Source organism: Burkholderia sp. F1, assembly GCF_050813845.1.
GTDB lineage: Bacteria > Pseudomonadota > Gammaproteobacteria > Burkholderiales > Burkholderiaceae > Burkholderia > Burkholderia ubonensis.
Genome location: NZ_CP172423.1, coordinates 91,587 through 113,059 on the forward strand (window position 1 = coordinate 91,587; position 21,473 = coordinate 113,059).

General features: G+C 65.5%; 15 protein-coding genes and 1 pseudogene. 12 read left to right on the forward strand and 4 right to left on the reverse strand.

From position 1 onward, the window contains the following. Window positions 1–113 precede the first annotated feature (113 nt). Together ACFIMZ_RS35055 and ACFIMZ_RS35060 are read left to right on the forward strand one after the other, a co-directional pair. Window positions 114–407 carry an H-NS histone family protein gene (locus ACFIMZ_RS35055; RefSeq protein ID WP_431825849.1) on the forward strand — a complete coding sequence of 98 codons (294 nt, stop codon included), beginning with the start codon at window positions 114–116 and terminating at the stop codon, window positions 405–407. Between the two features lie 797 nt (window positions 408–1,204). Then, a complete protein-coding gene (locus tag ACFIMZ_RS35060) occupies window positions 1,205–6,538 on the forward strand; it encodes a YadA-like family protein (RefSeq protein ID WP_431826031.1) in 5,334 nt (1,777 codons plus the stop codon). 54 nt (window positions 6,539–6,592) lie between these two features. On the opposite strand, the gene ACFIMZ_RS35065 is transcribed toward ACFIMZ_RS35060, so the two are convergent. Beyond that, window positions 6,593–7,066, reverse strand: coding sequence for a sodium:proline symporter (locus ACFIMZ_RS35065; protein WP_431825850.1), 474 nt, complete (start codon window positions 7,064–7,066; stop codon window positions 6,593–6,595). Beyond that, on the reverse strand, window positions 7,063–7,206 hold the full coding sequence (locus ACFIMZ_RS35070) for a hypothetical protein (RefSeq protein WP_431825851.1): 144 nt from the start codon (window positions 7,204–7,206) through the stop codon (window positions 7,063–7,065). The genes ACFIMZ_RS35065 and ACFIMZ_RS35070 overlap by 4 nt, the downstream gene beginning before the upstream one ends. Before the next feature lie 162 nt (window positions 7,207–7,368). On the opposite strand from ACFIMZ_RS35070, the gene ACFIMZ_RS35075 reads away from it, so the two are divergent. The 5 genes from ACFIMZ_RS35075 (at window position 7,369) to ACFIMZ_RS35095 (ending at window position 12,809) form a co-directional block, all read left to right on the forward strand. Next, the gene (locus ACFIMZ_RS35075; RefSeq protein WP_431825852.1) at window positions 7,369–9,072 is read left to right on the forward strand and encodes a phage integrase family protein; all 1,704 of its coding nucleotides are present in this window, start codon (window positions 7,369–7,371) and stop codon (window positions 9,070–9,072) included. A 58-nt stretch (window positions 9,073–9,130) separates the two neighbouring features. Further along, window positions 9,131–9,454, forward strand: a complete 324-nt coding sequence (locus tag ACFIMZ_RS35080; protein WP_431825853.1) for a TfoX/Sxy family protein — start codon at window positions 9,131–9,133, stop codon at window positions 9,452–9,454. Window positions 9,455–9,506: 52 nt separating this feature from the next. Further along, entirely contained in the window at window positions 9,507–10,427 is a 921-nt protein-coding gene (locus ACFIMZ_RS35085; RefSeq protein ID WP_431825854.1) for a hypothetical protein, read from the forward strand. A 496-nt stretch (window positions 10,428–10,923) separates the two neighbouring features. Continuing rightward, the gene (locus ACFIMZ_RS35090) at window positions 10,924–11,133 is read left to right on the forward strand and encodes a hypothetical protein (protein WP_431825855.1); all 210 of its coding nucleotides are present in this window, start codon (window positions 10,924–10,926) and stop codon (window positions 11,131–11,133) included. Window positions 11,134–11,588: 455 nt separating this feature from the next. Next, complete coding sequence (locus ACFIMZ_RS35095) at window positions 11,589–12,809, forward strand: hypothetical protein (protein ID WP_431825856.1); 1,221 nt, start codon at window positions 11,589–11,591, stop codon at window positions 12,807–12,809. 139 nt (window positions 12,810–12,948) lie between these two features. Here ACFIMZ_RS35095 and ACFIMZ_RS35100 read toward each other — a convergent pair whose 3' ends face one another. After that, window positions 12,949–14,208: a formylglycine-generating enzyme family protein gene (locus ACFIMZ_RS35100; RefSeq protein ID WP_431826032.1), complete on the reverse strand. Its 1,260-nt coding sequence runs from the start codon at window positions 14,206–14,208 to the stop codon at window positions 12,949–12,951. Further along, window positions 14,209–14,910, reverse strand: a pseudogene (locus ACFIMZ_RS35105) (caspase family protein); the annotation flags it as partial. A 326-nt stretch (window positions 14,911–15,236) separates the two neighbouring features. Between ACFIMZ_RS35105 and ACFIMZ_RS35110 the strand changes: the two are divergent. From ACFIMZ_RS35110 to ACFIMZ_RS35130, 5 genes are all read left to right on the forward strand, one after another. Then, window positions 15,237–15,665, forward strand: a complete 429-nt coding sequence (locus ACFIMZ_RS35110) for a DUF4399 domain-containing protein (RefSeq protein ID WP_431825857.1) — start codon at window positions 15,237–15,239, stop codon at window positions 15,663–15,665. Window positions 15,666–15,707: 42 nt separating this feature from the next. Continuing rightward, on the forward strand, window positions 15,708–16,133 hold the full coding sequence (locus ACFIMZ_RS35115; protein ID WP_431825858.1) for a DUF4399 domain-containing protein: 426 nt from the start codon (window positions 15,708–15,710) through the stop codon (window positions 16,131–16,133). Between the two features lie 250 nt (window positions 16,134–16,383). Further along, on the forward strand, window positions 16,384–17,949 hold the full coding sequence (locus ACFIMZ_RS35120) for an efflux transporter outer membrane subunit (RefSeq protein ID WP_431825859.1): 1,566 nt from the start codon (window positions 16,384–16,386) through the stop codon (window positions 17,947–17,949). A 191-nt stretch (window positions 17,950–18,140) separates the two neighbouring features. Then, the gene (locus ACFIMZ_RS35125; protein ID WP_431825860.1) at window positions 18,141–19,997 is read left to right on the forward strand and encodes an FHA domain-containing protein; all 1,857 of its coding nucleotides are present in this window, start codon (window positions 18,141–18,143) and stop codon (window positions 19,995–19,997) included. After that, a complete protein-coding gene (locus ACFIMZ_RS35130) occupies window positions 19,975–21,384 on the forward strand; it encodes an HlyD family efflux transporter periplasmic adaptor subunit (RefSeq protein WP_431825861.1) in 1,410 nt (469 codons plus the stop codon). Before ACFIMZ_RS35125 ends, ACFIMZ_RS35130 begins: the two co-directional genes overlap by 23 nt. Window positions 21,385–21,473 lie beyond the last annotated feature (89 nt).

Here is a 21,473-nt window from a genome sequence, read left to right on the forward strand (position 1 = left end):
TCTTTCGGCGCCAGTCGTAGCCACGCGACGCGTCGATGCGAATCGGAAGAATCGACCGCAGCGGCGAGATTGAGCATCGACGATTGGCGAGAAGCTGGGAGCGGGGGAACGTAATGAAGACGTATAGCGAACTCATGATGCAATTCGATTTTCTGAAGAAAGAGATCGAAATCGCGAGGGAGCACGAGGCTCGACGCATCGCCCAGCGAGTGCTTGAACTGTTGGCCGAAAGCGGTGTGGACGTTCGGGACATGGCGAAGTCGCCGCTCCGCGGGCGGAAAGTCTCGCCGAAATACTGGAACCCGCAGACGGGCGCCACGTGGTCGGGACGGGGGCGTGTGCCCAAGTGGCTGGTCGGCCAGGACCTGCGTCAATTTCTGATTCCGAGCCCGGACGACGAGCAGTAGCGGATGCACGCACGTGCGCCGGCAACCTCGACGCGCATACCGGCAATTGGGCGGTTGCCTTCGCGTCGAGTCGGACCAGGCCCGACTCGACGTTCCTGCCGTTGGCAGCGACGTGCGCGCTTTGTACTGGCGGAGACAACGGCTCGAGGACGGCCGACACGATCCTGCGAAAACACTTCAGGAAAGACGCCTGCATTTCAATCATTCGGTTTCGCAGGGCGAGATGTTTCATTTGCCAATACGGATAATCATATGAATTACGGGTTTTGTTTTGGTGAATAAAAAACGGATTTCGTGTTTTATCTGGCGATATTGATTTATATAAAATTAACACTGTCGTGGTGTCGATTCGCGTCATTTTTTTGAAATCGAATATAGACTGTGTGAACCGGTTGGTGATGTGCGGCGGCCGAGTCGAAGATCGGGTGTGTTGCGCAAAAGAGGTGCTCTTTTAATGATCAGTCTTGGTCGGCTAGCTTGTTGACTTGTTTTAAGGCGACGATGCAGAAGCAGTTGAGTCGGCGATCACTGATTTTTCTTGTCACGGCGATTTCCGGTCAGTCTCTCGTCAGAAAAATGCGATGAGGTTGGTGAGGTCAATTTCAAGCTGGGGATTGATCTGACTCATTGGCATCCACTTTGCGGAATTCTTCTTGCGAGGAAATCCGCGGATAGCGTGCGCCGATTCCGTTGTTGATGTTTCGGGAGCCTGGTTCCGGTGAAATATATAAATCCGAAGAGATGTCGTTTGTCATTTGATTTGGACTGCGTATCGTTTGTTTGATGGGTGACTGATTATGAACAAGATATATAGAAAAGTCTGGAACAGGTCGCGGGGCCAGATTGTGGTCGTTTCCGAACGGTCATCCGGAAACTCGCCTGGCGGCGCGTCGCGCGGAACCGGCTTGGTGGCGGCCGTCGGGAGCGCGGTGTCGCTGCTTGCGACGTTGGTGCTGTCGTCCAGTGCCTACGCGTCGGTCACGGCGTCGGATAACGGTTTCGTGTCGAACGCTAGCGGTACCGCGCATGCGGGGGGGAGTGCCGGAGGGCTTGGCGCGACGGCATCGGCAAACTCGATCGCGATGGTGGGCGACGGGGATTGCAACAGGTTGACTTCAGGGCCATTCACCGTAGCCGGCGTTTACGGTACGGGGGCGAATTTCACCGGCGGCATCTACGGTTTCGGCGTTCAGAACACCGCAACGAGTTACAACGATCCTACGAACGCCGGTGCGGGACAAACGACCGGAATGCAAGGCTGGACCGCGAACAACAGCGTGACGGGCAATGTCCAGCAGAGCGCCAACGGAATTGCAGGCACGACTGCATACGGGCTGCAAACGACGGCGATGGGCTGCGACGCGCATGCGAACGGCTGGGCGTCGCAGGCATTCGGATGGGGCGCGAATGCGAGTGGAGCCGGGGCGGTCGCGGTTGGGGTGTATGCGACCGCGTCGGGTCAAGGTGCGATCGCGTTCGGGATCGGCGCGGTCGCGTCGGCGATGGACACCTATGCGGTGGGCGCGCTTGCGAAGGCCAGCGGGCAGGGCGACGTTGCAATCGGCGCGCAATCGGCGGCCAACTCGGGCATCACATCCGGGACGTCCGAGCAGTCGGCCGTGGCGTTCGGGCATGCCGCGACGGCGAGCGGCCAGAACACGGTGTCGGTCGGCAACGCGGCGGTCGCGAACGGCGCCGGCTCGATCGCGATCGGCGGGGCGGCGAGCTCGGCCGTCAAGGCGGTCGCGCTGGGATCGGGCGCGTCCGCCAGCACGTCGTCTTCGGTCGCGATCGGCGATTCGAACGTGGTCGCTGCGTCCGCCGGCACGGGTGCGACCGCGATCGGCTACCAGTCGAGCGCCAGCAGCGGCACCGGCGCGGTCGCGATCGGCAGCCAGCAGACCGCGAGCGGCAACGGTGCGGTTGCGATCGGCGATCCCAACACGGCAACCGGGACCGGGGCGGTTGCGATCGGGGCGAGCAACGTGGCGAACGGGCAGGGCGCGGTCGCGCTCGGCAATTCGAACATGGCAACCGGCACCGGCGCGATTGCGCTTGGCAATGCTTCGACCGCGGTGGCCAATGGCGGTGTGGCACTCGGCGCCGGCGCAGTCGCGTATAACGCGAATGACGTATCGCTGGGTTCGAGCTCCGTGACTGCAGCGCCCAATGCGACGCCGGGCGCAACGATCGGTGGAACGTCCTATACGTTCGCCGGCACTTCACCGGCCAGTGTCGTGAGCGTCGGCGCTGCGGGGGCCGAGCGACAGATCACGAACGTTGCGGCCGGAAGCCTGACGGCGTCGAGCACCGACGCAGTGAACGGCTCGCAGCTTTTTGCAACCGTTCAGGCGATCAATACTCTGTCGACCTCTACGTCGACCGGTATCAGCACGGCGCAAAGCGGTGTCAATTCGCTGTCCACTGGACTGTCGTCGACCAACAGTTCGGTTGCGTCGTTGTCGACTTCGACGTCGACGGGCTTGTCGTCGACCAATAGCACGGTTGCTTCGCTGTCCACGTCGGCCTCGACGGGCATCAGCTCGGCGAACAGCTCGATCACATCGCTGTCATCTTCCACGTCGACGGGCATCAGCACGGGGCAAAGCGGTGTGAACTCGCTGTCCACTGGCTTGTCGTCGACCAACAGTTCGGTCGCATCGCTGTCCACATCGGCTTCGACAGGCATCAGCTCGGCGAACAGTTCGATCGCGTCGTTGTCGACTTCCACGTCGACCGGTATCAGCACGGCACAAAGCGGTGTCAACTCGCTGTCCACCGGTCTGTCGTCGACCAATAGCGCGGTTGCTTCGCTGTCCACGTCGGCCTCGACCGGCATCAGTTTGGCCAACAGCTCGATCACATCGCTGTCATCTTCCACGTCGACGGGCATCAGCACGGCGCAAAGCGGTGTGAACTCGCTGTCCACTGGCTTGTCGTCGACCAACAGTTCGGTCGCATCGCTGTCCACATCGGCTTCGACAGGCATCAGCTCGGCGAACAGTTCGATCGCGTCGTTGTCGACTTCCACGTCGACCGGTATCAGCACGGCACAAAGCGGTGTCAACTCGCTGTCTACCGGTCTGTCGTCGACCAATAGCACGGTTGCTTCGCTGTCGACTTCCGCGTCGACGGGCATCAGCACGGCGCAAAGCGGCGTCAACTCGCTGTCCACCGGTCTCTCGTCGACCAATAGTTCGGTTGCGTCGCTGTCCACCTCGGCCTCGACAGGCGTCAGCTCGGCCAACAGCTCGATCGCGTCGTTGTCGACTTCCACGTCGACCGGTATCAGCACGGCACAAAGCGGTGTCAACTCGCTGTCCACTGGTCTGTCGTCGACCAATAGCACGGTTGCATCGCTGTCCACCTCGGCTTCGACCGGCATCAGTTCGACCAATAGCTCGATCGCATCGTTGTCGACTTCCACGTCGACCGGAATCAGCTCGTTGTCGACTGGTCTGTCGACGATCACGACCACGACCAACAACCTCGGCAGCAGCACCGCTGCGGCGCTCGGCGGCGGCGCAGCCTACAACCCGGCGACGGGCGCGATCTCCGCGCCGTCGTACACGACGTACAACGCGAACGGCACGACGACGGCAAACAACAGCGTCGGCTCGGCGATCGACAACATCAACGCGAACGGCATCAAGTACGTCCACACGAACTCGACGGGCGCGGACAGCGTCGCGACGGGTGCCGACGCCGTCGCGATCGGCAAGGGCGCGGTCGCCTCGACCAACGACTCGGTCGCGCTCGGCGCGAACTCGGCAACGGCCGTGGCTAACCCGACCGGCAGCGCGGCAGTCGGCTCGACCACGTTCGGCGCATTCGCCGGCAGCGCGCCCGTGGGGGTCGTGAGCGTCGGCGCGCCGGGCGCGGAACGCCAGATCACCAACGTCGCAGCCGGTCAGGTCACGGCCGCCAGCACCGACGCGATCAACGGTAGCCAGTTGTACGCGGTCGCGTCGAAGCTCGATTCGGCTACGACTTCGATATCGTCGCTTTCGACGGGGCTGTCGTCGACGAACAGTTCGGTTGCGTCGCTGTCCACGTCGGCCTCGACGGGCATCAGCTCGGCGAACAGTTCGATCGCATCGCTGTCGACTTCCACGTCGACGGGCATCAGCACCGCGCAAAGCGGCGTCAATTCGCTGTCCACCGGTCTGTCGTCGACGAACAGTTCGGTTGCGTCGCTGTCCACGTCGGCCTCGACGGGCATCAGCTCGGCGAACAGTTCGATCGCATCGCTGTCGACTTCCACGTCGACCGGCATTGGCTCACTGTCGACAGGTCTCTCGTCGACCAATAGCGCGGTCGCGTCGTTGTCCACCTCGACCTCGACAGGCATCAGCTCACTGTCGACAGGTCTCTCGTCGACCAACAGCTCGGTCGCTTCGCTGTCCACCTCGACCTCGACGGGCCTGAGCACCGCGAGCAGCAACATCTCTTCGCTGTCCACCGGGTTGAGTTCGCTGTCGACCGCAGTCAACGGCGGCGGAACCAAGTACTTCCACACCAACTCGTCGCAGCCTGACAGCCAGGCGATCGGGACGAACGCGATCGCCGTCGGCCCGGCGTCCACGGCATCGGGCGCAAGCAGCATCGCAATGGGCGATAACGCGAACGCGTCAACCGGCGGCGCGGTCGCGATTGGCCGAACCGCCGTCGCGACAGGCGGGCAGTCGGTGTCGATCGGCGTTGCGAATACGGCGAGCGGGGACGGCGCGGTGGCGATCGGCGATCCGAACGTCGCAACAGGCACCGGCGCGGTCGCATTGGGCGCGAACAACTCGGCGAACGGCCAGGGCGCCGTGGCGCTCGGCAACGCGAACGTTGCGACAGGAACGGGCTCGCTGGCCCTCGGCGATACCTCCACGGCCGCAGGGGGCGGTGCGATCGCGTTGGGCGCCAATGCAATCGCAAGCAATGCCAATGACGTGGCGCTGGGCTCGGGCAGCGTTACCGCGGCTGCACGTCCGGCAGGCAGCGCCCCGATTGCCGGTCAGACGTATTCGTTCGCGGGCGGTCTGCCGACAAGCGTGGTGAGCGTCGGCGCACCGGGGGCCGAACGGCAGATCATCAACGTCGCGGCGGGGCGGATTTCCGCGACGTCGACCGACGCCGTGAACGGATCGCAGATGAACGCCGTCACCCAGGCGCTGGCATCGCTGTCGACCTCGACGGCAAGTGCACTGTCGACGACGCAAAGCGGCCTGGGTTCCTTGTCGACCGGGCTGAGTTCGACGCGCAGCAGCGTGAGCTCCCTGTCGACCGGGCTGAGCACGACGAGCAGCAACATCTCGTCGCTTTCGACCGGCTTGAGCACGTCGCGGAGCGGGATCGCATCGCTTTCAACGGGGTTGAGCACGACGAACGACAGTCTCGCGTCGCTGTCGACCGCGATATCCGGCGGCGGAATCCACGCCAACAGCGTGGGTGGCGTATCGGTGGGGCCGGTAGCGAACGCGTCGGGCGCCAACAGCACGGCGGTGGGTGGCGCGGCGTCGGCCTCGGGAGCCAACGCAACGGCACTCGGTCAGGCATCGAATGCATCGGGCGATAACTCGACGGCGCTCGGGCAGGCGTCGAGCGCGTCCGGCAGCGGCTCCACGGCGGTGGGGCAGGGCGCGAGCGCGTCGGGAGACGGATCGTCGGCATTCGGCCAGGGGGCGATCGCCTCGGGTACGAACGCAACCGCGCTGGGCGCCCATTCGACGGCGTCGGCGGCGAATTCGGTAGCGATCGGCGCGAACTCGGTAGCGTCCGAGCCGAACACGGTGTCATTCGGTTCGCCGGACCATGAACGTCGGCTCACGAACGTCGCACCGGGGATTGGCGGCACCGATGCGGCGAACATGAATCAGCTCAGGAGCGTGCAATCGAGCGTCGATCAAGCTGCACGCCGTGCCTATTCGGGCGTGGCGGCCGCCACCGCATTGACGATGATCCCGGAAGTCGATCCCGGCAAGACGATTGCGGTCGGGATCGGCGCCGGCAGCTATCAAGGCTATTCGGCATCGGCAATCGGCGTGTCTGTCCGGTTCTCCGACAACCTGAAGGCGAAGCTCGGTGTGGGGATCAGCGGGCAGGGCAGCACATACGGCGGAGGTGTGTCGTACCAGTGGTAGCGGGGTAACAAACGCGCCCGGCGCAGGACCTTTCGGTCCTCGTCCGGGGCTCCGTCACAGGCGCCGCCGTGTTGACCATCCTGCAAGCCGGTAGGTTGCCGCCGCCGTGATCCCGAATGCCAGATGGGCCGCCAGCGTGATGGTACCGCGAACCGGAATGAACCACGGGAAGATCCCGGTGAAGCCGTGCAGGTTGATCCCGTAGAGAAGAAGCCCGAACACGGCCCCCGCGAGCAACGCCGGCCGAAGCGACAGACGGTGGATCGCCACCGCCAGCACGGCGGTGTAGGCGAGCGAGAGAAACAGATGCACGAGCGTCGCCACGCCCATGACGAGCGGCTCGAAGCCGGCGGGCGGCCCAAGCGCGCGTCGGCCCATGACGATGGCGGCCGTGAGGTGCGCGTCGCGATACAGGTTCCGAACGGCGTCGTCGCCGTGGAGCCACCACAACAGCAGTTCCACCCATGTCGAGCCGATGGCGGCGCACAACGCTGCCCAGAGGATTCCGATCGAAGTGCCCGGTTTCATGTGTCGTCTGCCTTGGCGGTCGGTTGATCCACGGCCACGGTTGCATTCGGCTCGTGCAGGGACTCAACGTCGAAACCGCCGTGGACGAGATGGTGCTCGGCGCATGCGTCGAGCGCGAATGCTTCGCGCCGGTGATCCATTCTGACGCATCCGGCAGTCGGCATCCGATGCGTTGCGATCCGGATCGAGCGAGAGCGCCGATGTGACACGTATTTTCATTTCAGTAAGTTTTAGATGAGAATCGGCTCATCAAGATAATGATAGTTATCTTAATGCCATCATTTCTATGTCACACTGGCGGCATGAACCCGCTCCCATCGCTGCCTCTCCTGACCGAACCCGCTTCCGCCGGCTTTCCCGATGCCGACGAGCTTGCCGCGCTGCGCGCGTGGTACGCCGGGATGACGGTCCGTCACGCGGTGGAACGCTATCTGCCGGACCGGCTGGGCGCGCGGCGCTCGGCGCGCGGCGTGCTCGGCGGCATTCGTCGCCGCCTCGTGCGCGCCGCGCAATCGGCGCGCCGACCCGATCTCGCGAACGTGCTGTTGCATCCCGAAGGTGAGCGTTTACGGGAAGCAAAGGCTGTCGCCGAAGCGATCGAGATCCTGCGGCATGCGCGCGCGCCGTCGCCGCACATCGGCGACGCCGTCGACGACTGGCTGCCCGCCCGTGCGGTTGCCGCGCTGCGGGCGCACGGCATTGCGACGCTGGCCGATCTCACCGTGCGGATTCCGCGCCGTCGCCAGTGGTGGAAAGCGATTCCCGGGCTCGGCCTGGCCAGCGCGCGCCGCATCGAGGCATTCTTCGCCGCGCACCCGGAACTGACGGCGCGCGCGCGGGCGCTCGTCGCGGTGTCGCCGCCGAGCGGCATCGTGCCGTGGGAACAGCTCCGGCTGCCGCACGAAGTCGACGGGTCGGCCGGGACCTTCCGCGCGCCGCGCGCCACCTGCACGCTCGACGCGGACAACGACTACCAGGCGGTGCAGGCGTGGCTGTCGCTGCACGAATCCACGGCGACCCGGCGCGCGTACCGGAAGGAAGCCGAGCGGCTGATCCTGTGGGCGATCGTCGAGCGCGGCCGCGCGCTGTCGTCGCTGACGACCGAGGACGCGGTCGCGTACCGCGCGTTCCTGCGCCGCCCGACGCCGGCCGAACGCTGGATCGGGCCGGTCCGGCCGCGCGGCGCGGCCGACTGGCGCCCGTTCTCCGGCGGCCTGTCGGCGCGTTCGGCCGCGTACACGCTGTCGGTGCTCGGTGCGCTGTTCCGCTGGCTGATCGAGCAGCGCTATCTGCTCGCGAATCCGTTCGCCGGCGTCAAGGTGCGCGATACGCGCCGGTCGATCGTGCTCGACACGTCGCACGCGTTTACCGAAGGGGAATGGCTGCTCGTCAGGACGATCGGCGACGGGCTCGAATGGTCGTACGGCTGGGAGCCGGCAGCGGCGCACCGGTTGCGTTTCATCCTGGACTTCGGCTATGCGACGGGATTGCGCGCGAGCGAACTGGTCGGCGCGACGCTCGGCGACATCGAGACCGACGCGCACGGCGATCCGTGGATCAAGGTCGTCGGGAAAGGGCGCAAGGCGGCCAGGGTCGCGTTGCCGCCGCTGGCCCGGGCGGCGCTCGACCGCCATCTGGTCGCGCGCCGCCTGCCGGTCACGCCGAGCCGCTGGCGGCCCGATACGCCGCTGATCCCGAGCCTGGCCGAGGACGGCGACGCCGCGATCACCAGCGTGCGGCTCTGGAAAGTGCTGCAGCGCTTCTTCGGGCAGACGGCCGACCTCGTCGACGCGGACAACCCGGCGCTTGCGGCGAAGCTGCGGCAAGCCAGCCCGCACTGGATGCGCCACACGCACGCGACCCACGCGCTCGCGCGCGGCGCCGAGCTGACGACCGTGCGGGATAATCTGCGTCACGCGTCGATTTCGACCACGTCGATCTACCTGCACGGCGACGACGTGAAACGGGCGCGTCAGCTGTCGGACGCGTTCTCGGCGGAAAAGTGACGGCGGCGCAAGCGCATCGTGCGTCGCATCAACCTGACTTGTTTTTTCGAGGAAACGCATGGCATCGAGCCAAAGCACCGTGGATTTCATCGTCGAACAGATGGCGGCGGCCGGCGCCGTGTCGGCGCGGAAAATGTTCGGCGAATACGGCATCTATTGCGACGGAAAGATGGTGGCGCTCGTCTGCGACGACCAGCTGTTCGTCAAGCCGACACCCGAAGGCAAGGCTTTTGTCGGCGCATGCGACGAAGGCCCGCCGTATCCGGGCGCGAAGCCGTGTTTCGTCATTTCGGGCGAGCGGTGGGATGAGCGCGAGTGGTTGTCGCGGCTGATCCAGATCACGGCTGCGCAGTTGCCGCCGCCCAAGCCGCGCAAGCGCTGACGCAAAAGGGGTAAGCTTGTTCACGACCGGCGCCGCCGGCCGGAGCATGCACATGTCGACCGCTGAAAATACCGAAGTGAACCGACCGTTCCGGCTGTTCCGGCCGGGATGCCACGCCATCCTTGCCGCATGGTGTCTGTCCTGGAGCGCGCTGTCGTTCGGCGCGGACGCCGCCGCGACGCTGCTCGACCGATACCACGACCTGTCGGAGCAACTGAAGCACAATCCGTTCCGTCGTCCGCTGTACCTCGAATCGTCGGAGGGAAAGTCGGCGCTGCGGGGCGACATCTACGCCGTCGTCGACTATCCGTTCGCCGTGGTCAACGGCAGGCTCAACGACCCCGCCCGTGGACCGGCCAACTGGTGCGATGTCCTGATCCTGCACCTCAACGTCAAGTATTGCCGCGCATCGTCGAACAGCGACGGCGAGACGCTCGACGTCAACCTCGGCAGGAAGGTCGAGCAGAAGCTGGACGACACCTATCGCGTGACGTTCCGTTACCGTGCGGCGCCCGCGACGCCGGGCTATTTCCAGGTCGATCTCGGTGCCGACAGCGGGCCGATGAGCACGAAGGATTACCGCATCGCGCTGGAAGCGATCCCGGTCGGCGACACGCGCACGTTCCTGCATCTGACGTACGCGTATGGCTTCGGCACGATGGGCCGCATGGCGATGAAGGCCTATCTTGGCACCATCGGGCGCGACAAGGTCGGCTTTACCGTCGCGAGCGCGCCCGCCGCGACGCCGCCCGCGTACATCGGCGGCGTGCGCGGGCTGCTGGAGCGCAACACGATGCGTTATTACCTTGCGATCGACGCCTACCTCGGGACCCTCGACAAGCCGCTCGACCAGCGCCTTGCCCGCTGGTTCGACGCGACCGAGCAGTACGCGCGGCAGCTCCACGAGCTGGACCGGCAGGACTACCTGCAGATGAAGGCGAAGGAAATCCAGCGGCAGCAGACCGCGCGATAGCCGACTCCGCCCGGGCGCTCGAAAACAGGCACGCCCGCATCAACGCAGGCGTGCATCCCCGATGGAACAATGGCGCGACTTCCACGCCGGCGCCGGCGCGATCGGCGCGGTGCAGGCGGCCGCCGGCAGCATTGATGCGTGAGCTGACGACTTTATTGGCGAAGTTGTGACAGCTTCATCTTCCTCTACGCCCGTCATGGACCGCGTGCTAACCAATGAAAATGGTTTGTACTTCTAATGCTTGTCGTTGCCAGAGAACATGGATATGTACAAGATCGGGCTCTTTTCCGACGCATCACTTCCGGAAAAACCATGCCGCACCCCAATCACGACCCGAGCGCGTTTGCCGCTGTAATGCCATTCGAGCTGCGTATTTCTTGTCAGCGACACCAATGGCGAAATCGTACGAGCGCCGGATATCTCGAGCTGGACGAAATTGCCCAGCTTCCATAGCGCAAGCATCCGGGATAGCGGTCGTCTGGCACGCACCACGGCGATGACCAATCTCCCCGGCTACGTGTTCCTGCTTTCCACGGACAAGCAGCAGTTGCAGCGGGATCGGCTCGAACTGCGAGCGCTGGGGCTCGATATCGGTATGTTTCATATGGAGTTCATTCATACCGAGCAAGGACCACGCCAGATCGAAGTCAACCTGCGTATCGCGGGCGGCACGATTCCCGATCTCGCGCTGCCGGAAGCGAGCTAGGTCGCCAGGATTCTCTGCTTGTCTCGTCGCCTCGATGCCTCGCCGCGCGCCGTAACGCGCAACACCAATCAGCTGTTCAGATGGCGTTGCGCGTTATGGCGCCGATTTCCGGCTACGGCCATCTACGGCAGTTGGTCCCGATGCCGGAACGTTGGCAACACATCGAAATCCGCCGTACGGGTGACGCGTGACGCCCAATAGTCCGGGCAGATCGCATTCGGTTCGCATCGCGGCTGGCCCGGATGACTGCCTCGTCCTTTTGAATAGCTGTCTTCGCCGATCAAACTTCCGACCGGGAAAATGTTGGTCGAGCATCAACACTTTCGCGCGCCAGACTGAGCGAAGCGATTGACGCGTCCGCCGGAAAACGGTGTTGGCGCGATGGCACGATAGATGCGTCGGCATAGCCGTCCAAGACGCAAACCTTGGCAACATTGGTTGAATTGGAGGGCATCATGTCTAGTTTTAGCTTTGTCGGGTCATCTGTCGGAAATCTGCTGGAGGATTCCGAAAGGATGCTGGCATACGCGGCTCGCGCCGGAAAAATGATCGAACCGGATATACCCGCAACGATTGCGGTGGTTCGCGAAGCCGTGGCCGGCGGAAAATTGACGGCCGAACTCGAAGGGCAACTGTATTGCGCGCAAAGCCGTCTGGCCAGTGTAATAAAGCCGGTCAGCGCCGAGACACTTGATCCGAAATCGACGGAAGACGCGAAGAAGGCGACCCGACGCTACTTCGTGCTCACATCTATCCTGGCCGTGCTCATCGTTCCCGCGTCGATGGTCATGTTCGTCGACTCAAAGCTTTCCGCGAGCGGGAAAGCACTGGTCGAAGCGAACGACAAGATCGCGATTCCTCTCCACGAGGCACTTCAGACGCAGCGAAGCCGTATTGTCTCAATCGCAAGGCAACGCGGCGCCTACGATGCCGATAGGGTGTTGGTGCGAGGGGGAAAGCCTGACCCGGACCCCTCAGCTTGCCAACGCAAGGTGTCCGTGGCCGATGAAAGACGCGAGATCGACTACGAACAGGCGATGACATCGCCTGCGCTCACGATAAAGGAACAGCTCCAGGTGTTCGCCCGCAACAATCGCCAACTCTACGCGGAGACAAGATGGCTGGAAACGCTTTCGCTTCACGGTCGTGACGAGAACCCCTACAAATCGCCGTGGATGAAGAACGAGGCGACCCGGAGAGAAAATCTCGAAGTGACCCTGCCGATGCTTGTGCGTCGCGATCATTCAGGTGATGACTGCAAGGACGATCAAAGAGCCCAAGGTCCCGAGCACTCGATAGACGATGGCCTCCAGAAACTCGCGGTGTATCAGGACATTCGTGCGATGGCACAGAATGCTCAACATACCAGCGATTTTCTCTGGAGCGCCATCGCCGTCTATCTGCTGCCGGTGTTTTATGCGGTCCTTGGCACCTTGGCCTTTATTCTTCGTGACTTGTGTACTCGGACTAAAAACCAGACGTATCACGCATCACATGCTCAATGTGCTTACTGCACGCGCATCGTTGTCGCCGTGATCGTAGGGACAGTGATCGGGCTGTTCGACAAGTTCATGGAGGGTTCCATTTCGGCATCACCACTTGCAATCGCCTTCGTGGCCGGCTATACGGTGGACCCCTTCTTTGCGTTTATCGATCATGTCGCCTCTGTCAGATGAACCCGCGTAGCCGTTTCCGGCGGCGGCGCAGCAAGCTGAACCTGCTCTTCTTCACGGCATGACCTCCTCGTCTTGATAACAACGTCATGCCGGCGTTTTCCACTTCCGGACGGGACAGTTTCATGAGCCAGGGTCAGATCTACTTCATGTCCCGGGCCACCCGAAACCCGTTTGCCGAATAGCGTACGCTGCTGTCGTATTTGAAGCGTGTCGAGACGGGCATGTAGCTTGCCCCATCCCGCCACGAGCCGCCGCGGATGACGCGTACCTGGCAACTCGGCTCGTCCCACGAGCGGCCGTCGGCAGGCGCGTTCTTGTACGAGTTGTGCCAGCAATCGCTGACCCATTCCCATACGCCGCCGGCCATGTCGTAGAAGCCGAGCGGATTGGCCGCGAACGACCCGACGTTATCCGGTGCATCGGCGCGCCACGGCGGACCGCAGTCCTTGCAGTTCGCGTTGCCCGGGCGCATCTCGTTGCCCCACCAGTAGCGCGTCGCGGTGCCGCCGCGGGCCGCGAATTCCCATTCGGCCTCGGTCGGCAGCCGGTAGGACTTGCCGCTGATTTTCGACAGCCACTTCACGTACTGTTGCGCATCGTCCCAGCTCAGGTCGCGCGCAGGCGCATTCGGCGCGGTGTTGCTGTCGCCGGGCAGGCGCGGACAGGCGCCCGCATCGCGGCACGTGTTCCACTGCGCGACGGTCACCACATACTTCGCGAGCGCGAAGGAATGATCGAGCGTGACGCGATGCGCAGGTTTTTCCGACGGATCGCCCGAATTGCTGCCCATCGCGAAAGTCCCCGGACTGACCGCCAGCATGGCGGGGCACGCAGGGCAATCCCGGATTTCATTGGCGGCCGTCGCGCCGCCTTTCTGCTGCGGTGCCGATGGGGCCGCCGCCGCAGCGGGAGGCGGTGCTTTCGCCGGCGAGGCAGGCGTGTGCGCAGGCTGCGCCGCCGCTGATGCTGGCGCCGGAGCAGGAACTGGGGCCGGGGCCGGCGTGGGGCTTGCCGTTTGTGCGGGCGCGGACGCCGCAGGCGCCTTGGGCGTGGCCGCGCGAAGTCGCGAAAGACGGGCCTGCGCCAACTGCGCGAAGCGGCCGTTCGGGTAGGTCTTCAGATAGGCTTCGTAGTCGCCCGCGTCCTTGCTGTCCTTGATCGACTCCCAGAACGTGATTTCGTACTGCTCGGCGCTGTCTTTCGGCATCACGCCACGACTGTCGAGCACGACGACGCCGAGGTCGGCCGGCACGTCGGATCGCTTCCCGATGCCGTCGCCGGAATGCGCCGCGCGGGTTCCCGCGCGACGGGCCCCCGGGAATGCAAACGCCGTTGCCGCATCGGAAAGGGACGTGGCGACCCACGGCATCTGCCGATGCCCGGTGGCGCTTTCGACCATCGCGCCGGCACGGTCGAAGACCTGTGCGATGCCGAGTCCCGGCAACGCGAGCGTCTGCAGCAGCGCCGCCGTGTAGACACCATGCGTTGCACCGTCGGCCGCGTTTTCGCCGGGCGCTGTCGCGTAGGCGACGAGCGTGTGCGGCGGCGGCCGGCGGGCCGCCGCATTGCCGGCGCCGGGAGGCGCGCTCAGGCAGGAATCCAGAATGATCAGATCAATCCGGTCACCGTACCGCCGCGACGTCGCATCGAACACGGTTTGCAGGTCGATGCCCGTTCGTGCCAGGCCGGCCGGAGAGCCGACGTCGGCATCGACCGGCGCGAGCCACGTCGTTCCACCGACGCTGGCGCCATGGCCCGCAAAATACACCAGCCCGGTGCCGTCGGCAGCGATGCGGCGCTCGAACGCGGCAAGCCCGTCGAACATCTGCTGCCGGGTGGCGTTGCGCAGCGTGATGACGTCGAAGCCGAGCGCCTGCAACGCATCGACCATCGCATCGGCGTCATGGACCGGATTGGCGAGCGGATGGTCGCGATATGCGCCATTGCCGATCACGAGCGCGACGCGATGCGGTTCGACGGACGGGGCGCGCGCGGACGCCGGCGGCGGCGCTGCAAACGGATGCAGGTTCTCGCCGGAGCAGACGCTCGATGTCACCGAGATCGACGCAAACAGGCATGCGGGCAAGAGTATTCGCCACATATTCAGCCCCTATGGTGCGCCGTCGGATCAGATGGCCGAAGGCGGAGCGCAGCCGTTGCCGGGTGTCCGGCCGTGGCGAGCGCAATGCCGGCCTGCGGCGGGCGCGGGCGCGGCCAGGACACATTCAAGATAGCACGTGCACTCAGCGCGCGATCACCGGAACCACCCGCGGTTTTTGAAAAAAACAGACATGCGTGCTCACGCATCGATGCCGGCCGATCACCCCGGGCCATCGATATGTGCCTTCCTGTCGATTACGTCCTAAGCTGTTAGACACGCTCCACTGTCCGACGCCGCGCGCCGCCACCAACGCGAGGAGCAACAAGATGCGAAGAAGGGCTACGCTGTTGGTCATGGCCGCCACCGTCCTGGCGCCGAGGATCGTGTTTGCCGCGGGGCGTACGCCTTCGCCGCCCGGCGCCGAGGCATACATCATCTGGCCGTCGGACGGCGCAACGATCGCGGGCGGCAAGTTCTGGGTGCGCATGGGCCTGCGCAACATGGGCATCTGCCCGAAAGGCATCGAGCGGCCCAACGTGGGCCATCATCATCTGCTCGTCGATACCGATCTCCCGCCGCTGGACCAGCCGATACCGTCGGACCGGAATCACCTCCATTACGGCGCCGGTCAAACCGAGGCGCGCATCGAGCTTCCACCCGGCAAGCACACGCTGCAGCTGCTGATGGGCGACTACGATCACGTGCCGCACGATCCGCCGGTGTATTCGAAGAAGATCACGATCACGGTCAAGTAGCGCGCCATGCCGCGCCTGCCGCACGAACCGGGAATAGACGCCATGAACAAGCTCATCCTCTTCGCCGCCGCCGTGGCGCTGCTATGGACGGGTGCGACGACCGCAGAGACCGGCACGCATTCCCCGAAGGCCGTCGTCTACATCGGCTGGCCCAACGATGGCCAGGTGCTGCCGGCCGGACGTCCGTTCCGGGTGTGGTTCGGCCTGCGAGACATGGGGGTCGCGCCGTCGCACGTGCAGTTTCCGAACACGGGCCACCATCACCTGCTGGTCGATACGGACCTGCCGCCGATGGACCAGCCGATTCCGTCCGACCGGAATCACCTGCATTTCGGCGCGGGCGAGACCGAAACCACGCTGGAGCTTCCTCCGGGCAAGCACACGTTGCAGCTGTTGATGGGCGACGCCAACCACGTGCCGCAAAATCCCCCCGTCTATTCGAAGAAGATCACGATCCACGTGAAGTGACGTCGCGCACGCCTGCGCGGGGGCGTGCCTTGCGCGACGACGCTGTCGCCCATTGCGCGAGCGGCGCGAGTGTCGGTGCCTTCCCGACATCCCGAGCCGGAACTGTCGGTGGCGACCCGTCACGCATCACTGATCCGTGTGCCGCCCGCGCATCGCCCCAACCACCGTCTGCATCGCCCGGACCCGCATCGGCAAGCCGCCCGGCATGATTTCCGCCGATCCCGCGAGCGGCTGGCACGCCCCATGCAGTATGAGACGCGAGCGTGCAACGCCGCAGCCCGAACGCCAACACATCCACCCGATCCCGCACCGTCGCCGCGTTCCTCCGAAGGAGTCGATCGTGAACACCCGCCTGTCGCCGACCGCCACGCGCAACCGCCGTGGTCTCCTGCGTTCGCTGGCCCGCCTTGCCGGTTCCGCCGGAGCATGCGCGGCGCTGCTGTCCGGCTGCATGGACCTGAACATGCCCGCCTACCAGCGCCCGGAGATGCCGGCGAAGGCCACGTGGGCGCACGCGCACGGCCCGGTATCCGCGTCGGACGCGGTCAACCCGGAATGGTGGAAGAGCTTCGACGATCCGTATCTCGACGCGCTCATCGACAAGGCCATCGCGGGCAACGTCGACATCAAGGTGCTTGCGGCCCGCATCGGCGTGGCCGGCGCGCAGGTCGGCGAAGTCCAGGCGGGCGCGCTGCCGAGCGTCGACCTCGGCGCGGGCGTGGACTTCGAGAAGAACACGCATCGGGCGCTGTCGAAGACCTACAACCTCGGTAGCCAGGTGAACTGGGAGATCGACATCTGGGGCAAGGTCGAGAAAGGCGTGCAGGCGCAGAAGGCCGAATACCACGCAACCGAGGCCGACTGGCGCGCAGGCTACCTGACGCTCGTCGCCGACGTGTCGAGCACGTACTTCAAGATCCTCCAGTTCGACGACCAGATCGAGCAGGAACAGCGCACGCTCGACAAGAACCGGCAGATCCTCGCGATCTACCAGTCGATGTTTGCGAACGGCGTCGCGCCGCAGACGGAAGTGCTGCGGCAGAGCGCGGAGCTCAACGGGCTGGCGAACGAGCTGATCGAGCTGCACCGCTCGCGCGACACGGCCGAGAACGCGCTCGCGACGCTGCTGGGCGTGCCGGCCGGCGAATTCAGGATGCCCGCCGGGCATCTCCGGCAGCGCGTCAGGCTGCCGGACGTGCCGATGGGGCTGCCCGCGCAACTGCTCGCGCGCCGGCCGGATGTCGTCGCCGCGCAGTATCGCGTGCTCGAATCGTATGACGAAGTAGGCGCGGCGAAGGTGGCGCAACTGCCGTCGATCAGCCTGACGGGGCGCGGCGGCACCGCGGCGTTTGCGCTGTCGGACCTGTTCAAGGCGTTCACGTTCAGCTTCCTGCCGAGCATCAACCTGCCGATGTTCGACCCGGGCGTGCGCGCGCACATCAAGACGACCGAGGCGCAGACCAGGGTGGCCGAGCAGCAGTACCGGCAGACCGTGTTCACCGCGTTCAAGGAAGTGGAAAACGCGCTCGTCGATCTCGACGCGCACAAGCGGCAGCGCGTGCAGCTTCAGCAGCAGAACGAGCGCCTGCGCACCGTCGCCGCGCAAGTCGAGGCGCAGCTCAAGGAAGGGCTCGTCTCGCAGCTCGAGGTGCTCGAATCGGAGCGTTCGGTGGCGTCCGCGGAACTCGCGCTGCTCGCCAATCATCAGCAGATTCTGAGCGACACGGTCACGCTCTACAAGGCGATCGGCGGCGGCTGGCGCGCGGTCGAAATCTCGAATGCAAGCAGCGAGCCGGCCGGCCAAGCAATGCAATGAACACGCCAGCCCTGCGCAGCCGCGCGATCGGCGCCAGCCGATTGACTACCGTCATCCGTCGCCTAAACTTTTTTCACGCTCTTGCTGCCATGTGCCTTGGCGGAGCGGCTTCACAAGGGTGGTTCGCAAGCGCGTCGCGTTTCCTGCGCCGCGTGCCCATTGGCGGGCGCATGTCGATCGTTGGCCGAATCATGGTTCCAGACGCCGCTTCGATTGCCGAGAAACAGGCCGCGCTCGACCGGCAGTTCGACATCGTGCTCAAGCCGGTTTCCCATCCGGAGCTGAGCGAGATCCGGATCGACAAGGCGCTGTTCGCCGTCGGGCGGACGAACACGCCGTTTGCGTCCGCGCGGCCCGAGCTGGTGGCCGACCTGTCGCGCCGGCATGCACGCATCTTCTTCGAAGGCAGCGCGGCCTATGTTGCCGACCTCGGCAGCAAGAACGGGACGGCCGTCAACGGCGTCGACGTCGGCGACAAGCCGCACCTGCTGCGCGACGGCGACGAACTGCGATTCGCCGGCACGCTGGCGTACCGCGTCGCGTTCGTGCCGCGCGCGACGCATCAGCCGGCGCGGCCGGCCGTCGTCACGCTGTCGCCGGAGCGCGGCGATCTCGGCCTGCAACCGGTCATCATTACCGCGTTTCCGTTCCTCGTGAGCAAGACCGACGACACGTTCGCCTGCTACCGGAGCGCGTATCCGCATCAGGTCAACTACCTGTCGCGGCGTCATGCGCACCTCTATGTGCAGGACGGCGACGTCTTCGTCGAAGATCTCGGCAGCACGAACGGCACGTTCGTCGACGGCCGGCGACTCGACGAGCATGCGGCGCCGCTCGGCGACGGCGCGATGCTCGCGTTCGGCGGCGATCACTTCGTCTATCGCGTCGGCGTGCAGCGCGAGCCGGGACCGGACTCCACCGTGACGGCCGCGTCGCCCGGAGCCGACGCGAATGCGGACGCCGACCGGACGACCTTCGTCGATACCGCGCATTCGTTCCTCGACATCTTCTGCACGGTTCCGGCCGTTCAGCAGGACGACGAGGTCAACCCGCGCGCCGCGCATGGCGCCGCCGAAACCGCGCATGACGCGCGCCACCGGCGCGGCAGGTTCGAGGTCTTCCTGTCGGAGCTGAGCGAGGCGTTCGGCGGCAGCGGGCGCGTCAACCTGCGCCGGCTCGGCTGGTGGAGCGGCGGGCTGCTCGCCGCGCTCGTGCTGCTGCTCGCGACGCTGTATTTCCAGGACGCGCCGCTGCGCGAGATGCGCGCGCTGCTGGCGCGCGGCGACACCGTGCACGCGGCGCAGCTCGCCGACCGCTATCTCGCGAACCATCCGGACGACACGGCGTTTCTCGCGCTGGGTACCGAGGCGCTCGTCCGGTCGAAAGTACCGGACTGGATCGCCGCGATGAACGTGCGCGCATTCGACCGCGCCCGTGCCGTCGTGCAGGACATGCGCACGCTGGCGCGCCACAACGCCGACGCACGGCCGCTCGTCGACGAAGTTGCGTGGATCGGCGAGCTGCAGGCGTTCGTTGCCGGCCGCGGCGGGCCGGACGCGCCGATCCGCATCTACCGCGACGAAGCGCCGATCAAGGCATTGACCGGCCGCTGGAACGACGACCCGGGCGCGCATCAGCGGCTGCTCGACCGGATTTCGTCATACGTTCCCGCGTTCGGCGTGCCGTATGCCGACGCGCTCAGCCAGGTGCGCAAGCTGCAGAGCGAGAACTCCGTCTATGTGGCCGCGCTCGAACGGCTGCAGCGCGCGATCGCGTCGGCGCTCGACGACGACCGGCTCGACGGTCTCCCGGCGCTGCTCGCCGATTACGAGCAGCGCTATCCGCGCCTCGGTGGCCTCGACGCCGTGCGCGCCGATCTGCAGCAGTACACGCAGTTCGAGAGCGACGCGCGGGCCGCGCGCGGGCCGGCCGTACTGGATCGCCTCAGGCAGTTCCGCTTCGCGACGCCGCCATTCGCGGCACACGCCGTGACGCTGGAGCGGCTCGCTTCCTCGGGAGGGCGCGGTGAAGCTCGACAGTCTCCTTAAGCGCGCGCGGCAGGCGCCGCCGCCGGAGCCGCCGCGCCCGCTCGGCGAGGCGCTGGAGGATCACAGCGCCGAAGGGATCGCGATCCTGACGGCGCGGCCGTGGCGGCTCACGCAGGCGACCATCATCGCGATGGTCGGGCTCGTCGTGTGTGCGCTGCTGTGGTCGTTCGTCGGCCGCGCCGACGTCATCGTGACCGCGCAGGGCGCGCTCGCGCCGGAGTCCGAGGTGCGCCGCATCTACGCGCCCGTCGACGGCGAGCTGGTGGACATCTATATCGCCGAAGGCCAGCCGGTCGAGAAGAACGACGTGATCGGCCGGATCAACGCGCGCGGCGCGATCGAGGCGGCGACCAACGCGCTCGATGCGCGGCTCAAGCTCGACGACGCGGAGCGCGAATGGAAGCAGTTTCCGGACAAGAAGCTGCTGATGGAGCGCAAGGCCGACGCGCTGAAGCAGCAGATCGAGGTCGAGGAGCACCTGCACCAGAACCGTATCGCCGAAGGCACCAGCAAGCTCGCGCAATCGCAGCGTGCGCAGATCGACGAAGCGCGCAGCAACATCGACAACGCGCGCCATGCGCTCGATCTCGCGAAGGACGAACAGGACAAGTACGCGCGCCTGTTCGCGCTGCCGGGCGGCGGCGGCGTGTCGCAGAGCCAGGTGGAGCAGAAGCGCAGCGCGTACCTGCAGGCCCAGGACAGCTATCGCGTCGCGCAGGCGCGGCTCACGCAGCTCGAGGCGCAGCAGAGCCACGAGTTCGCGCAGGCGAAGGCGCAACTCGAAGGCAGCGGCGAGACGCTGACCGGGCTGCGCATCCAGTACGACGCGACGGTGCGCGACATCGCGAACACCGAGGAGAAGCTGCGCCTGCAGGTGCAGACGGCGCGCCTCGCCGCGGATGCCGCCGCGCGCATCCGCTTCGAGAACATCGACAAGGACAATTTCCTGCTCGTGCTTGCGCCCGCCTCCGGCGTGATCACCGACGTGACCACGACGCAGCCCGGCGACAAGATTCTCGCCAACACGCCGCTCGGCAGCATCGCGCCGTCCGACGCGCGGCCGGTGGTGAAGGTCGCGATCGCGGAGCAGGACCGCGCGTTCCTTCACGAAGGCTTGCCCGTGAAGCTCAAGTTCAATGCGTTTCCGTACCAGCGCTACGGCGTGATCGACGGCACGCTCGAATACATCTCGCCGGCGACGAAGCCGCAGGCGCAGACGAAGGAACCCGTCTACGAAGGCCGCGTGGCGCTTGCGCGCGACGCGTACATGATCGCCGGCACGAAGTATCCGCTGCGCTACGGGATGACGGCCACGGCGGAAATCGTGGTGCGCGAGCGCCGGCTGATCGGGTTCGCGCTGGACCCGTTCAGGCAGATCGCGGGCTGACGGGGACGACGACGGTGGTGTGGAACGCAGGGAAGCGGTGATGCGAGGCGCCGGCGGCGCATCAGGGCGATCGCCGCTTGCAGGACCAA

Bases quoted from the DNA above. Each gene is read 5' to 3' on its own strand.
- ACFIMZ_RS35055 (WP_431825849.1), top strand. From the start codon at position 114: ATGAAGACGTATAGCGAACTCATGATGCAATTCGATTTTCTGAAGAAA.
- ACFIMZ_RS35060 (WP_431826031.1), top strand. From the start codon at position 1,205: ATGAACAAGATATATAGAAAAGTCTGGAACAGGTCGCGGGGCCAGATT.
- ACFIMZ_RS35065 (WP_431825850.1), bottom strand. From the start codon at position 7,066: ATGAAACCGGGCACTTCGATCGGAATCCTCTGGGCAGCGTTGTGCGCC.
- ACFIMZ_RS35070 (WP_431825851.1), bottom strand. From the start codon at position 7,206: ATGGATCACCGGCGCGAAGCATTCGCGCTCGACGCATGCGCCGAGCAC.
- ACFIMZ_RS35075 (WP_431825852.1), top strand. From the start codon at position 7,369: ATGAACCCGCTCCCATCGCTGCCTCTCCTGACCGAACCCGCTTCCGCC.
- ACFIMZ_RS35080 (WP_431825853.1), top strand. From the start codon at position 9,131: ATGGCATCGAGCCAAAGCACCGTGGATTTCATCGTCGAACAGATGGCG.
- ACFIMZ_RS35085 (WP_431825854.1), top strand. From the start codon at position 9,507: ATGTCGACCGCTGAAAATACCGAAGTGAACCGACCGTTCCGGCTGTTC.
- ACFIMZ_RS35090 (WP_431825855.1), top strand. From the start codon at position 10,924: ATGACCAATCTCCCCGGCTACGTGTTCCTGCTTTCCACGGACAAGCAG.
- ACFIMZ_RS35095 (WP_431825856.1), top strand. From the start codon at position 11,589: ATGTCTAGTTTTAGCTTTGTCGGGTCATCTGTCGGAAATCTGCTGGAG.
- ACFIMZ_RS35100 (WP_431826032.1), bottom strand. From the start codon at position 14,208: ATGGTCGAAAGCGCCACCGGGCATCGGCAGATGCCGTGGGTCGCCACG.
- ACFIMZ_RS35110 (WP_431825857.1), top strand. From the start codon at position 15,237: ATGCGAAGAAGGGCTACGCTGTTGGTCATGGCCGCCACCGTCCTGGCG.
- ACFIMZ_RS35115 (WP_431825858.1), top strand. From the start codon at position 15,708: ATGAACAAGCTCATCCTCTTCGCCGCCGCCGTGGCGCTGCTATGGACG.
- ACFIMZ_RS35120 (WP_431825859.1), top strand. From the start codon at position 16,384: ATGAGACGCGAGCGTGCAACGCCGCAGCCCGAACGCCAACACATCCAC.
- ACFIMZ_RS35125 (WP_431825860.1), top strand. From the start codon at position 18,141: ATGGTTCCAGACGCCGCTTCGATTGCCGAGAAACAGGCCGCGCTCGAC.